Below are 13,118 nucleotides of genomic sequence, written 5' to 3'. Positions count from 1 at the left end.
GGCTCAGGCCTCCTTCGGCTCGACCGGGGTGGTGGGGTGGGGCAGCTTCTGTACGGTTCGTTTTTCGATCCGCTTCTCGATGTCCTTGCCAACGGCAACCACTCGCTGGACGTAGACGCCGGGCAGGTGGATCTCGTCCGGGTCCAGCTCACCAGGCTGGACCAGTTCCTCGACCTGCGCGATGGTGATCCGGCCGGCCATCGCGGCGAGCGGGTTGAAGTTGCGGGCGCTCCGGTCGAAGACCAGGTTGCCGTGGGTGTCGCCCTTCAGCGCGTGCACCAGGCCGAAGTCGGTGGTGATCGACTCCTCCAGCACGTACGTCGTACCGCCGATCTCGCGGGTCTCCTTCGGCTCCGACGCCTTCGCCACCGAGCCGTCGGTGTTGTACTTCTGCGGCAGCCCGCCGTCGGCGACCTGGGTGCCGACGCCGGCCAGCGTGAAGAAGGCGGCGATCCCGCAGCCGCCGGCCCGCAGCTTCTCGGCCAGCGTGCCCTGCGGGGTCAGCTCGACCTCCAGCTCGCCGGACAGGAACTGCCGGGCGAACTCCTTGTTCTCCCCGACGTACGACGAGGTCATCTTGGCGATCCGCTTGTCGGCGAGCAGGATGCCCAGCCCCCAGTCGTCCACGCCACAGTTGTTGGAGACGACGCTGAGCCCGCCCACGCCCTTGGCGTGGAGCGCCTCGATCAGCTGCATCGGGTTGCCGCAGAGCCCGAAGCCGCCGACCGCGAGGCTCGCGCCGTCGCCGATGTCGTCGACCGCGGCCTGCGGTGAGTCGTACGTCTTGTCCATCAGGCTGCTCCATTGCAGGTTGGTGTCCGCTCGACTCTAACCAGCAGCCACAGATCCGGCGAGATCCACCCGCTGTGGCCAGAGCCACAGGGAGCTCGGCTGGGCTATCCGCCTCGGAGCCGTCTCAGCGGGTCGGCTACCGGCCCGCTGAGCGGTACTGCTCCGGCGCCAGGCCGGCCTTGAGTCGCCACGAGTGGGCCTCCTCCGGGCGTCCGGCTGCGGCGGCGATCGCGGCCAGCTCGGCGAGGGCCTCGGTCATCGCGAGGTCGGCCTCGTCCCAGTCGTCCGGGCAGCGCGACAGCGCTACCAGTGCCAGTTCCTGCGCCTTGGCCAGGTCCCCGCTGAACCGGGCAGCCTTGGCCAGCCCGATCCGCGCAGCGGCGGCAAGGTCCGCCCGACCCGCCTGCTTCGCCCGTACCAGCGTCCGCCGGTAGTCGTCCGCGGCCGCAGGTAGCTCGCGCATCCGCAGTCGGAGGTCTCCACGCCGACACAGCAGCGAAGCGGCCTCCTCATGGACACCCAACTCATCGGCAAGCAGCAATGCCTGGCCGGTCAGCTCAATTGCCCGCTTGAACTCCTTGGCGCCGGCAGCGACCTGACCCAGCTCGTCCAACGCCAGCAGACTGCCCCACCGATCCCCAACCACCTGGAACTCCGCCAGCGCAGCTTCAGCGCTCGTATCGCAGAGCTGCACCGCAGCCAGAGTCCAGGCATCGGTGCTCAGCTCCTGCCGAGCCAGTACGTCCGCAGCGAGCTCAGCAGGCACAAACGGTCCCAACACGATCGACCAGAGCAACACCGTCACCGGGTACCGGAAAGGCTCGACCAACTCCTCCACAATCACCCGTGCCTGCTCAACCCCGTCCGGCCGACCAGAGCCCGCTGTATGCAGTACTGCGAGCAGGTACTCCTCCTCCAGCCCAGCAGGCACCACCGGCCCGAGCGCCCCGAGCAACCTCTCCGCCGCCCGCCCTGCCTCGCTCACCAGCCCGTGCATCCACCAGTACGTCGACAGGCCAGCCACCAGCTCGAGTGCGAGCCGCTGGTCGTGTTCGGTCGCCCATGCGATCGCCCCACGCAGGTTGTCGCTCTCGTGCCGGATCGAAGTTGCCCAACGCAACTGATCGGGTCCACGCAGCTGCGCGTCGGCCCGGCGTACCAGATCCAGCAGGTACGCCGCATGCCGCGCGCGAAGGTCATCGGCCTCAGCGCTCGAGACCCGCTCTCCGGCGTACGTGTGGATCGCGTCGAGCACCTCGTACCGCCCGTCGCTCACCGTGAGCAGCGATCGCTCGGTCAGTGCGTCGAGCAGGCAACTGGTCGTCTGCAGCGGCAACTCGAGAACCGCGGCCACCGACGCCGCGGTCAGCCCGCCGGGGAAGACGCCAAGCCGAGCGGCAACGACCCGCTCGACGGGTGGCATCGGCTCGCCGTCAGGGCCGGCGAGCCCGGCATGACTGGCGGACTCCATATGACTGATTGTCACCTTGCTGGGTTCGCGCCACAGGGCGGGGGCAGGGGTGGTGCCCCACGAGCGCGCGGCACCACCCCGGCGTACCGGTCAGCTGATCACCCGGAATCCGCGCCGCTCACCCAGCTTCTTGAGGCTCTGGATGCCCGGAATACCGTCGAAGGGCGGCGGTACGGTCGCCTTCTGCCACAGCGCGTAGGCCTTGCGGAAGTCCTTGCCGGCGAACCCGTCGACGTTCATCGGATCCTTGAGGCCCTGCTTGAGCAACGCCCGCTCGACGATGATGATGTCGCGCTCGTGCAGGCCCTGGCCGGCCGGCCGGAACATGTCCTTGGCGGCCGCCTCGCGGACGTTGCTGAGATCGACAGCGGGCAGCGTGGGGGCAGTCGGCCGCCAGATCCGGACCCCGTTGATGTCCTCGCTCCAGCCCTTGTACTCCTTGCCCCACGACCGGGCGATCTTCGAGATCGGCACCTTGTCGACCTTGCCCGGCCGCAGGATGTCGCTGCTGAAGCAGCTCCCGTCGCCGGTGCTGATCGCGACGTGCCCGTGGGGTGCGCCGGTCCACCACAGCGGTACGCCGAGTGGCGGCGTACCGGCCGTACCGTGCTTGAACTGCGCCGCCTTGTAGCCCGCCGCCGCGTCCGGGCTCAGCGGGCCGACGTTGAAGCAGTTGCGGACGAAGATCAGGCAGATGCCGGTCCAGTCCCTGGTCGCGTGCGCCGCCTGCGCCGCGGCGAAGTCCACCGCGGCCTTGCCCATCCGGACGGCCATCTCACCCGACCTCGATTCCGAAGTCGAGGCTGGGCTCGACGCCGGGCTCCTCGTCCGGCCCGAGCGGATCGGTGTCCGGGATCGGGTCCTGGAACGCGGCCTCGGTGGCCGGGTCGTCGAGCTCCGGGTCGTCGGCCATGATGCCGGGCGCTTCGGCCAGCGGCGGCAGTGTCTCCTCGTCCAGCACGTCCGTGGAGTCGGATGTGTCCACTGGATCTGTCATGTGTTTCCCCCTGGTTGTCGCGACGTGGGCCGTTGCCAATCCGCCCCCAGCCGGCAACAGCCGTCCTTCGCAGTTTCGCACCGGGGTCGCGTCGCGACCAGAGGTCATTCGAAGCTCAGTACGCCCCACTGGTCGGGCTTGTGCATGTCCACGACGTACTGCGGCGACCAGACCCAGAAGTCCTGCTCCTTGCCCTTGCGGTACTCGCCGTCGACCACCTCGTGGTCCCACTCGATCCGCATCAGGTTCATCCGCCACTCGTCACCCGCGCTCGGTGGCGTCTGATTCTTGTTGTACTTCGCCAGGTCGGCCCAGGGGAGGGCGACCTCGACCGTCCAGCCGGTGTCGGTGTCGGCCGGGTCGTTGAGGGTGCCTGCGATGTGCAGTGCCGTGCGCAGGCCGGGCAGGTTGTCGGGGTCGACGGGGACGCCGCCCGCGGAGTACGGCTTCGGCAGGGACAGCTCCCAGATGGTGCCGAGTGGGTTGATCTCGAACTCGTAGTAGTTCTCGCCGTCGCCGTCCGGGTCGAGGAAGAGCTCGAAGTTGTTCTCCTCGTAGAGCCAGGTGTTCGGCTCGGTCATCGTCGACCAGACGTGCGGCTCCTCGAGCTGGCCGCCGACGTACAGGTACTGGTCGTCGTACAGGAGCTTGGCCCTGGTGCGGAACCTCGGCGTGGTCGCGTCCGGGCCGGTGATGTCGACGAAGTCGCTGGTCCACGGGGCCTGCTCCCAGGCCGGGTGGGTCAGGGTGCCGTCGAGTGGGAGAGGGGTGGCGGTGCGGTGGCAGGGGTAGCGGGGCAGTTCAGGCATCGGCTCGCTCCAACCGTCCGGCGATCAGGTTTGCGACTAGGAAGGTGATGGCGGTGAGCACCGGGACGACAACCAGGGTCCAGGTGGAGAACAGGTCGTTCGACAAGAACGCGAGCACGATCAGCAACATGAAGCCCACCCCGAGGAACGCGACCAGCGCGGGATGCGGCATCGCCAGCCGGCTCAGCGTCATCGCCGCGAGCACGATCGTGATCACCACGGCGAGCACCAGCAAGGGAAACCCCGCCGCACCGCAGTTGGGCGAGTCCCGCACCCGATCACAGCCCTGCTCGCTCAACCAGACGAGCGCGACGGTGAGGAACCCGGCCAGCAACCCGACCACACCGAGGATCAGCGCCGGTGGCAACGGTGGAGCGTCGTACCGGCCCTCGTCCGCCTCCTCAGCCGCTTCTTCGTCGGCCTCCTCGAGGTACTCCTCCAGATCCTCCGGCATCCCCGGCCCCTCGTCCTCGGCGTACACCTCGGACTCGTCGGCTTCGGGGCGGTCGTCGCTCATTGCCGCAGGCTATCTGCTCAGGCGGCGCCAAGGGCGGTTGCGACGGCAGTGCGGAGCTGGGCCTCGGTGGGGCAGGGGATCGACAGCTCGCGGCTGAGGTCGGCCAGGGAGGTCATGGTGACGTCGTGGAGCCCGCAGGTGGTGAAGGTGTGGAAGACGTCCATCGCGGGGTCGAGGTTGATCGAGAAGCCGTGCGAGGTGACGCCGCGGCGGATCCGCATGCCGATCGAGCAGAGCTTGCGGTGGTCCTCGGTCCAGACGCCGACCAGGCTGCTCTCGCCCCGTGGGGTGTCGCGGCGGATCAACGGGAAGCCGAGGGAGCCGAGCGCCTCGATCAGGCCGGTCTCGACCCAGCGGACGATGTCGACGGGGCCGCGCTTCTTCAGGTCGATCACCAGGTAGCCGACCAGCTGACCGGGACCGTGGTACGTCGCGAAGCCGCCGCGGTCGACAGCGACAGTCGGGATCGCCGCGGCTTCGGGCGGCAGGTCGGCCAGCGACGTACGCGGGCCGTAGGTGATCACCGGCGGATGACTCAACAGGAACAACCGGTCCCCGGCCTCACCGGCCTGCCGCTCCTCGACCCAGGTCTTCATCTCCTTGGCAGCGACCTCGTAGTCCACTTCGCCAAGATCGACCCGCAGCAAAGCATTCATGCCAGCCAGCTTAGGTCGGGCGCCAGGAGTTCCAGGAGATGACTGAAGGCGGCGGCTCCGGAGAGCCACCGCCTTCATTTGTCGGGCTGACAGGATTTGAACCTGCGACCTCGTCGTCCCGAACGACGCGCGCTACCAAGCTGCGCCACAGCCCGAAGTCGGCGTTAGCTTACATGCGCCACCCGCCAGGACGAAATCGGGTTATCCGGCCGTCTCACCGGCCTTCGGAACCAACGTGATCAAGGTCGCTTCCGGGCGGCAAGCGAACCGCACCGGCGCGTACGGCGACGTGCCCAGACCGGCCGAGACGTGCAGCGCCGCCTGACGCCCTTCGAAGCCCCAGGTGGACAAACCCTTCACCCGGGACGTGTCGAGGTCGCAGTTGGTCACCAGAGCCCCGTAGAACGGCACCGCGAGCTGACCGCCGTGCGTGTGCCCGGCGAGCACCAGCGGATACCCATCGCCGACGAACCCGTTCAGCACCCGCTGGTACGGCGCGTGCGTCACCCCGATGGACAGGTCGGCCGCCGGATCCACCTCACCCGCGACCTCGGCGTACCGGTCGCGCCTGATGTGGGGATCGTCGGTGCCGGCGAAGTCGAGGCGCAGGCCGTTCACCTTGAGGGTCGAGCGCTCGTTGTTGAGGTCGGCCCAGCCGGCCGCCGTGAACGCCGACCGCATCTCCTCGTAGGGCAGATCCGGGCCGTGCGGCTTGTGCCGCTGCTTGTTGGCCGGCAGCAGGTACTTCGCCGGGTTCTTGAAGTGCGGCTTCCAGTAGTCGTTGGAGCCGAAGACGAAAACGCCCGGTACGTCGAGCAGCGCGCCGTACGCCCGCAGCAGCGGCAGGACCGAGTCGGGGTGGGAGATGTTGTCCCCGGTGTTGACGATCAGATCCGGCTCCAGCCGGGCCAGCTCGTTGACCCAGCGGATCTTCTTCTCCTGCGCCGGCATCAGGTGCAGGTCGGACAGGTGCAGCACCTTGAGCGGCGCCGTGCCCACCGGCAGCACCGGCACCGTCACCCTGCGCAGCGTGAACCACCGCACCTCGATGGCCGCCGCGTACGCGACGCAGGCAGCGCCCGCCGCGGTGACAACGGCAGCGGACTTCAGCGTCGTGGTGGCAAGCCCCCGGAAACTCATTTCACCAGCCTGCCACAATCGTGGGCATGTCCAACTCCGAACTGAAGCAGCGCCTGCACGATGACATGACCGCCGCCCTGAAGGCGCGCGACGAGCTCCGCAAGTCGACCCTGCGGATGGCGCTCACGGCCGTGACCAAGCAGGAGGTGGCCGGCAAGGAGGCTCGCGAGCTGTCCGACGCGGAGGTCCTCGACGTGCTCACCGCCGAGGCGAAGAAGCGCCGCGAGTCGGTCACGGCGTACCGGGAGGCGGGCCGCGAGGAACTGGCGGTCAAGGAGCAGGCCGAGGCCGACATCCTCGCCGAGTACCTCCCCGAGCAGCTCTCCCTGGAGGAGATCGCCGCCCTGGTCACCGAGACCATCGCCGCCACCGGAGCCGCCGAGCTCGGCCCGCGCGGCATCGGCAAGGTGATGGGCGCCCTCCAGCCCAAGGTCAAGGGCAAAGCCGACGGCGGCACCGTCTCCGCCGAGGTAAAACGCCAACTAGGCGCCTGACCGGTCAAACGAAGAAGCGCCCCGTCCTTGAGGACTGGGCGCTTCTTCGGCGTTAACGGCCGCCGCAGTTCGGGTTCCAGACCGGGCAGCCTCCGCCGCCGGGCTTACCGCCGCCACCGGGCTTGCCGGTGTTGGGCGGGTTCGGTGGCAGCGGGATGCCTGGAGAGTTCGGCGGGTTCGGCGGCTGCTGGATCTTGCTGCCGTTGGAGACGTAGATCGTCACCTTCGACCCCTCGGGAGCGCCGTCCTCTGAGCGGGGGCTGAGGTAGGCGACGGTGCCCTGGACCTCTTCGGAGTCGACCTGGCCGGGGGCGATCTCGGCCTCGAAGCCCATCCCGCGTAGCTTGTTGGCGGCCTCGTCCGGGTTCATCCCGTTCACGTACGGCAGGTCGACGACGTCGCCGCGCCGGGTCTTGTCGGTCGGTGGCGTGAACTTGGTGGTCGCCATGCCCTTCAGAGCGCCCTGCATAGCGGTCTCCCAGAGCGGACCGGCAGTACCCGAACCGGACGCGTCGTTCATGGTGCGGCCATCGAACCGCTGGCCCATCAGCTTCGTGTACGGCAGGTCGGCATCGGCCACCACCGCGGCGGCGGCCAGCTTGTTGGAGTACCCGGAGAACCAGACGGCCTTGGTGTCCTGGATCGTTCCGGTCTTGCCGGCCAGGTCGCTGCGGCCGAACTTCAGGTGCGAACCGGTACCACCGGACTCCAGCACCTCGTGCAGCACCGCGTTGACGCCGTCGGCGACCTCGGGGGTGAGCACTTGCTTGCAGCTCGGGCCGGGGGTGTTGAGCGAGCGGCCCTTGTAGTTCTTCACCGAGGTGATCAGCTGCGGGGTGCAGTACTTGCCGCGGGCCGCGAACGTCGCATAGGCGTTGGCCAGCTGCAGCGGGCTGATCAGGCCGACGCCGAGCGTCATCGAGATGACCTGCTCGAGCGGCTCACCGGTCTGCGCGTTGTGCATGCCCAGACTCTCGGCGAGCTTCGCGATCGGGCACAGGCCGACCCGCTGCGAGAGCTGCAGGAAGTAGGTGTTGGTCGACTTCTGCGCGGCCTCGATCATGGTCGGCTCAGGCGGCGACTTGGTCGAGTTCCGCGGGTTGTAGTCGGGGTCGGAGGTGGTGCCCGTGCAGGTCTTGAACTTCACTCCGCTGAGCGGGATCGGGCTCGGTGAGGGGATCCGGTAGTTGATCGGGAAGCCCGCCTGGATCGCCGCGGCGATCGTGAAGGCCTTCATCGTCGAACCGTTCTGGAACCCGCCGTAGCCACCCTCGTAGGTCTTCTCGACGTTGTAGTTGTAGGCCGTCTTGTGCTTGTCGTCCTTGCCGGCCGTGTACGCCCGGCTCTGCACCATCGCCTTCACCAGGCCGGTGCCCGGTTCCACCATGGTGATCGCCGCGATCGGCTGGTCGTCGGACTTCGTGTGCTCACTGATCGACTTCTGCGCGGCCGCCTGGATCCTGCTGTCCAGCGAGGTGACCACGGTCAGGCCGGCGGTCTTGATGTAGTGCTCGCGGTCCTTGCTGGTCTTGCCGAACCCGGGGTTCTCGAGCAGCTTCGAGACGACGTACTCGCAGTAGAACGGGTACGCCGAGTTGGCGCAGCCGTTCAGGATCTTCAGCACCGGGCCGTTGAGGACCGGGGTCTTGATCGCGGCGGCGGCCTGCGCGGCCGTGACGACGTTGAGCTCCTGCATCCGGCGCAGCACGGTGTCGCGGCGTTCCTTGGCCCGCTTCGGGTTGTTCGTCGGGTCGTAGCCGGTGGGGTTCTTCACCAGACCGGCCAGCATCGCCGCCTGGGGCAGGGTCAGCTTGGACGCGTGCACCCGGAAGTAGTGCATGGCGGCCGCCTCGACGCCGTACGTCCCGTCGCCGAAGTTGGCGAGGTTGAGGTACTTCTCCAGGATCTCGTTCTTGGAGAACTGCTTCTCGATCGCGATCGCGTAGCGCAGCTCGGCGATCTTGCGCTCGTAGGTGTCGGCGGTGGCGTCCTTGATCGCCTCCTCGTCACTGCTGGCGTTCGCCTTCTCCACCAGGGTCAGCTTCACGAATTGCTGGGTGATGCTGGAGCCACCCTGCTGGACGCCGCCGCTGTTCTGGTTGCGGATCAGGGCGCGCAGCGTGCCCTTCGCGTCCAGGGCGCCGTGCTGGAAGAACCGGTCGTCCTCGATCGCGACGATCGCCTTCAGCATGATCGGGTTGATCTGCGCGAGTGTCACCGGCTGGCGGTTCTGCTCGTACAGGGTCGCGATCAGCTTGCCGTCGGAGGTGAGGATCGTGGTCCGGCGCGACGGTGGGATCGTCTTCAGGTCCTGCGGCAGGTCCTGCAGGGTCTCTGCTGTCTTCTCGGTGCCGAAGCCGGCCAGACCCGCGAACGGGATCGCCAGACCGGCCGCCAGAGCACCTGACAGAACACTCACTCCGAGGAACAGAACCACTGACTGGACGACGCCCCGATCGCCCTTATCCCTTACGCGCATGGACTAGAGCCTACGGGATCACGGCGCCACGCCAATTCCTCGAATGTGTTTTATGTCACGTCAACCGGAGCGTGAATTCAAGCGTCTGTAGCAGGACGTGAAACAGCCGGCGAGACCCTTCGCGGGTCCCGCCGGCTGGTCATTACCTATGTCAGGCGGCGAACTGCCGCGCGTCCACCTGGGCCGGCTCCAGCGCCAGTTCCAGTACCTCGCGGACATCGCTCACGGGGTGAACCGTCAGCTCCTTGAGCACCGACTCCGGCACGTCCTCCAGATCCGGCTCGTTCCGCTTCGGGATCAGGATCGTGGTCAGTCCGGCCCGGTGGGCGGCGAGCAGCTTCTGCTTCACGCCACCGATCGGGAGCACCCGTCCGGTCAGCGACACCTCACCGGTCATCGCCACCTCGGACCGTACCGGCCGTCCCGACAGCAGCGACGCGAGCGCCGTCGTCATCGTGACACCGGCCGACGGGCCGTCCTTCGGTACCGCACCAGCAGGCACGTGGATGTGGGTGTTCCGCTCGGCCAGATCGCCGACCGGCAGCCCCAGCTCCGCACCGTGCGACCGCAGGTAGGACAGTGCGATCTGCGCCGACTCCTTCATCACGTCGCCGAGCTGCCCCGTCAACGTGACCCCGGTCGGGCCGGTCTCCTTGTCCGCCAGCGACGCCTCGATGAAGAGCACGTCACCACCGGCACCCGTGACCGCCAGTCCAGTGGCCACACCCGGTAGAGCTGTCCGCTCCGCCGAGTCCGGCGTGAACTTGGGCGAACCCAGGTACCCCTTCAGGTCGGCAGCACTGATGGTCAGCGACCCCAAGTCCTCGCCCAGGGCGAGCTTGGCCGTCACCTTCCGCAGTACCCGGGCGATGGCTCGCTCGAGCTGCCGTACGCCGGCCTCGCGGGTGTACTCGCCGGCCAGCAACCGCAGCGCCGAGTCGTCGATGGCGACCTCCTCGACCGACAGACCGGCCCGGTCCAGCTGACGCGGGAGCAGGTGGTCGCGGGCGATGGTGACCTTCTCGTCCTCGGTGTAGCCGTCCAGCTGGACGAGCTCCATCCGGTCGAGCAGCGGTGCCGGGATCGAGTCGAGCACGTTCGCCGTGGCCAGGAAGACCACGTCGGACAGGTCCAGCTCGACCTCCAGGTAGTGGTCCCGGAAGGTGTGGTTCTGTGCCGGGTCCAGGACCTCCAGCAGAGCAGCGGTCGGGTCACCCCGGTAGTCCGCGCCCACCTTGTCGATCTCGTCCAGCAGTACGACGGGGTTCATCGAACCCGCCTCGGTGATCGCCCTGACGATCCGCCCGGGCAGTGCCCCGACGTACGTCCGGCGGTGACCGCGGATCTCGGCCTCGTCCCGTACGCCGCCCAGTGCGACCCGGACGAACTTACGGCCCATCGCACGCGCCACGGACTCGCCCAGCGAGGTCTTACCCACACCGGGAGGACCCACTAGAGCCAGTACTGCGCCACTGCGGCGTCCACCGACCACTCCCAGTCCGCGGTCCGCTCTGCGGCGGCGTACGGCCAGGTACTCGGTGATGCGCTCCTTGACGTCGTCCAGGCCCGCGTGGTCCGCGTCCAGGATCGCCCTGGCCTCACGGATGTCGTAGCCGTCCTCGGTCCGTTCGTTCCACGGCAGCTCGAGCACGGTGTCCAGCCAGGTGCGGATCCAGCCGACCTCGGGGGACTGCTCGGCGGTGCGCTCCAGCTTGTCGACCTCGGCGAGCGCGGCCTTGCGGACGTGCTCCGGCAGGTCGGCAGCCTCGACGCGGGCGCGGTAGTCCTCTTCCTCGGACTCGGCCTTGCCGTCCAGCTCGGCCAGCTCCTTGCGGACCGCCGCCAGCTGCTGGCGCAGCAGGAACTCCCGCTGCTGCTTCTCCATGCCCTCCTGGACGTCCTTCTGGATCGTCTCGGAGACCTCGAGCTCGGCCAGGTGGTCCTTGACCCAGCCGATCAGCTTGGTCAGCCGCTCGGAAACGTCAGCCGTCTCCAGCAGCCAGCTCTTCTGCTCGTTGGTCAGGTACGAGGCATAGCCGGCCAGGTCGGACAGCTCCGCCGGGCTGGTCACCTGCTTGACCGAGTTGATGACCTGCCACGCCTCGCGGCGCTCCAGCACGGTCGTCACCAGGGCCTTGTAGTCGCGGGCAAGCTCGCCCGACTTTGCGTCAGTGATCTCGTCCAGGACCGTCGCGCCGACCCACAGGGCCGCACCGGGACCAGTGGTCCCCGCGCCGATCAGGACCCGGGAGACACCCCGGATGACGGCTGCCTGGGCTCCGCCCGGCAGCCTGCCGATCTGCTCGATCTCGCCGAGCGTTCCGGCCTTGGCATATTTTCCGTCCAGTCGCGGCACCAGGAGCACCTGGTCCGTGCCGGAAGCCTGTGCGGCATCGATGGCGGCGCGTGCCTCCGTGTCGGCCAACCGGACCGGCACGACCATTCCCGGCAGGACCACGACGTCGTCGAGCGGCAGTACAGGAAGATTCAACGTCTCAGTCACGCTGTCACACCCTCTGTTGAAGATTGAGTCTGACAGGCTCAACCAACGCCCCCACCAGGTCATTCCCGGGGCTTCCGGGCGTTCGCTGAGGGTGAAAAAGGTGACTTCAGGCGGTCAGCAGGTCACCGATCGCGCGCAGACCGGACAGATCGTGCACGTCGTCGGGCAGCGCCGGTACGTCGACGGTCGCGATCGACCGGTGGCCGCGCCGGAACCGCTCGGCGCGCTTGCGGTCGCTGACCACCTGCTGCATGCGGTCGGCGTGCAAGCGCAGTACGGCCGCTGTGAGCGCCGACTTGTCCTCCGCCTCCAGCCGCTCGGCAGCGGCCAGCGCCTGCTCGGCGGAGACGCCCGGTACGTGGGTAGTCGTCACCCGGTTGAGGACGACCCCGGCCAGCGGCATGTTCTCCTCGCGGAGCCGCTCGGTGAAGTACGACGCCTCCCGCAGCGCATCGTTCTGCGGAGCGGCCACCACCAGGAACGCCGTGTGCGGCTCGCGCAGCAGGGCGACCGTCTTCGCAGCACGCTCCCGGAACCCGCCGAAGAGGGTGTCGAAGGCCGCAGTGAAGGTCTGTACGTCGGTGAGCACCTGCGCGCCCAGCACCTTGTTCATGACCGACATGGCCAGGTTCACCCCGGCCGACATCAGCCGGAACGGGCCGCGCGCGGGCGCCAGCAGCAGCCGGAGGAACCGTCCCTCCAGCAGCGACGCCAGCCGCTCGGGCGCGTCCAGGAAGTCGAGCGCCGACCGCGACGGTGGTGTGTCGACGACGATCAGGTCCCAGTCGCCGGTCTTCTCGGACTGCTTGTACAACTGCCCGAGCTTCTCCATCGCCATGTACTCCTGCGTGCCCGCGAAGGAGCTCGAAAGCGCCACGTAGAAGGGGTTCGCGAGGATCTGGTCGGCCTTCTCAGGTGTCGCGTGCGAGAGCACCACCTCGTCGAACGTGCGCTTCATGTCGAGCATCATCGCGTCGAGCCGGCCACCGTTCGTGGCGTCGACGTCGGCCACCGCCCGGGGTTTGTTGTCCAGCTCCGTCAGCCCCAGCGCCTGCGCCAGCCTGCGGGCCGGATCGATCGTCAGGACGACGACCTTCCGCCCGCGCTCGGCCGCCCTCAGCCCCAAAGCGGCAGCAGTCGTCGTCTTGCCGACACCGCCCGAGCCGCAAGTCACGATGATGCGGGTCCCGGGATCATCAATCAACGCATCCAGATCCAAGGCGGTCATGGGGCCTCCCGTTCTGGACTGAGGAGCGAAGC

The 13,118-nt window shown here is 68.2% G+C and carries 12 protein-coding genes and 1 tRNA gene; 1 reads left to right on the top strand and 12 read right to left on the bottom strand.

Features of this window, described 5'->3' with window-relative positions:
• Positions 1–3: 3 nt before the first annotated feature.
• The 9 genes from ABD768_RS25120 to ABD768_RS25080 all read right to left on the bottom strand — a co-directional run bounded on the left by ABD768_RS25120 (position 4) and on the right by ABD768_RS25080 (position 6,382).
• The gene (locus ABD768_RS25120) at positions 4–792 is read right to left on the bottom strand and encodes a CoA transferase subunit A (protein WP_343967409.1); all 789 of its coding nucleotides are present in this window, start codon (positions 790–792) and stop codon (positions 4–6) included.
• A 136-nt stretch (positions 793–928) separates the two neighbouring features.
• On the bottom strand, positions 929–2,263 hold the full coding sequence (locus ABD768_RS25115) for a hypothetical protein (protein WP_344844584.1): 1,335 nt from the start codon (positions 2,261–2,263) through the stop codon (positions 929–931).
• A 90-nt stretch (positions 2,264–2,353) separates the two neighbouring features.
• Positions 2,354–3,037, bottom strand: coding sequence for a hypothetical protein (locus ABD768_RS25110; RefSeq protein WP_343967414.1), 684 nt, complete (start codon positions 3,035–3,037; stop codon positions 2,354–2,356).
• 1 nt (position 3,038) lies between these two features.
• Positions 3,039–3,260, bottom strand: coding sequence for a hypothetical protein (locus ABD768_RS25105; RefSeq protein WP_344844582.1), 222 nt, complete (start codon positions 3,258–3,260; stop codon positions 3,039–3,041).
• A gap of 104 nt (positions 3,261–3,364) precedes the next feature.
• Positions 3,365–4,069: a carbohydrate-binding family 9-like protein gene (locus ABD768_RS25100; RefSeq protein WP_344844581.1), complete on the bottom strand. Its 705-nt coding sequence runs from the start codon at positions 4,067–4,069 to the stop codon at positions 3,365–3,367.
• Positions 4,062–4,586: a hypothetical protein gene (locus ABD768_RS25095; RefSeq protein WP_343967422.1), complete on the bottom strand. Its 525-nt coding sequence runs from the start codon at positions 4,584–4,586 to the stop codon at positions 4,062–4,064. The genes ABD768_RS25100 and ABD768_RS25095 overlap by 8 nt, the downstream gene beginning before the upstream one ends.
• A 17-nt stretch (positions 4,587–4,603) precedes the next feature.
• Positions 4,604–5,242 carry a lipoyl(octanoyl) transferase LipB gene (gene lipB, locus ABD768_RS25090; RefSeq protein ID WP_344844579.1) on the bottom strand — a complete coding sequence of 213 codons (639 nt, stop codon included), beginning with the start codon at positions 5,240–5,242 and terminating at the stop codon, positions 4,604–4,606.
• 81 nt (positions 5,243–5,323) lie between these two features.
• Positions 5,324–5,397 (bottom strand) — tRNA-Pro (locus ABD768_RS25085).
• A gap of 46 nt (positions 5,398–5,443) precedes the next feature.
• A complete protein-coding gene (locus ABD768_RS25080; protein ID WP_343967426.1) occupies positions 5,444–6,382 on the bottom strand; it encodes a metallophosphoesterase in 939 nt (312 codons plus the stop codon).
• 26 nt (positions 6,383–6,408) lie between these two features.
• On the opposite strand from ABD768_RS25080, the gene ABD768_RS25075 reads away from it, so the two are divergent.
• On the top strand, positions 6,409–6,876 hold the full coding sequence (locus tag ABD768_RS25075; RefSeq protein WP_343967428.1) for a GatB/YqeY domain-containing protein: 468 nt from the start codon (positions 6,409–6,411) through the stop codon (positions 6,874–6,876).
• A 52-nt stretch (positions 6,877–6,928) separates the two neighbouring features.
• On the opposite strand, the gene ABD768_RS25070 is transcribed toward ABD768_RS25075, so the two are convergent.
• From ABD768_RS25070 to bagB, 3 genes are all read right to left on the bottom strand, one after another.
• Entirely contained in the window at positions 6,929–9,355 is a 2,427-nt protein-coding gene (locus ABD768_RS25070) for a transglycosylase domain-containing protein (RefSeq protein ID WP_344844577.1), read from the bottom strand.
• A 151-nt stretch (positions 9,356–9,506) separates the two neighbouring features.
• On the bottom strand, positions 9,507–11,858 hold the full coding sequence (lon, locus tag ABD768_RS25065; protein ID WP_343967432.1) for an endopeptidase La: 2,352 nt from the start codon (positions 11,856–11,858) through the stop codon (positions 9,507–9,509).
• A gap of 106 nt (positions 11,859–11,964) precedes the next feature.
• A complete protein-coding gene (gene bagB / locus ABD768_RS25060; protein ID WP_344844574.1) occupies positions 11,965–13,086 on the bottom strand; it encodes an ArsA family ATPase in 1,122 nt (373 codons plus the stop codon).
• Positions 13,087–13,118: the final 32 nt, after the last annotated feature.

Source organism: Kribbella ginsengisoli (assembly GCF_039537185.1).
Taxonomy (GTDB): domain Bacteria; phylum Actinomycetota; class Actinomycetes; order Propionibacteriales; family Kribbellaceae; genus Kribbella; species Kribbella koreensis.
Note: the sequence above shows the minus strand (reverse complement) of the source record. Positions and strands in the feature narration are given on the sequence as shown.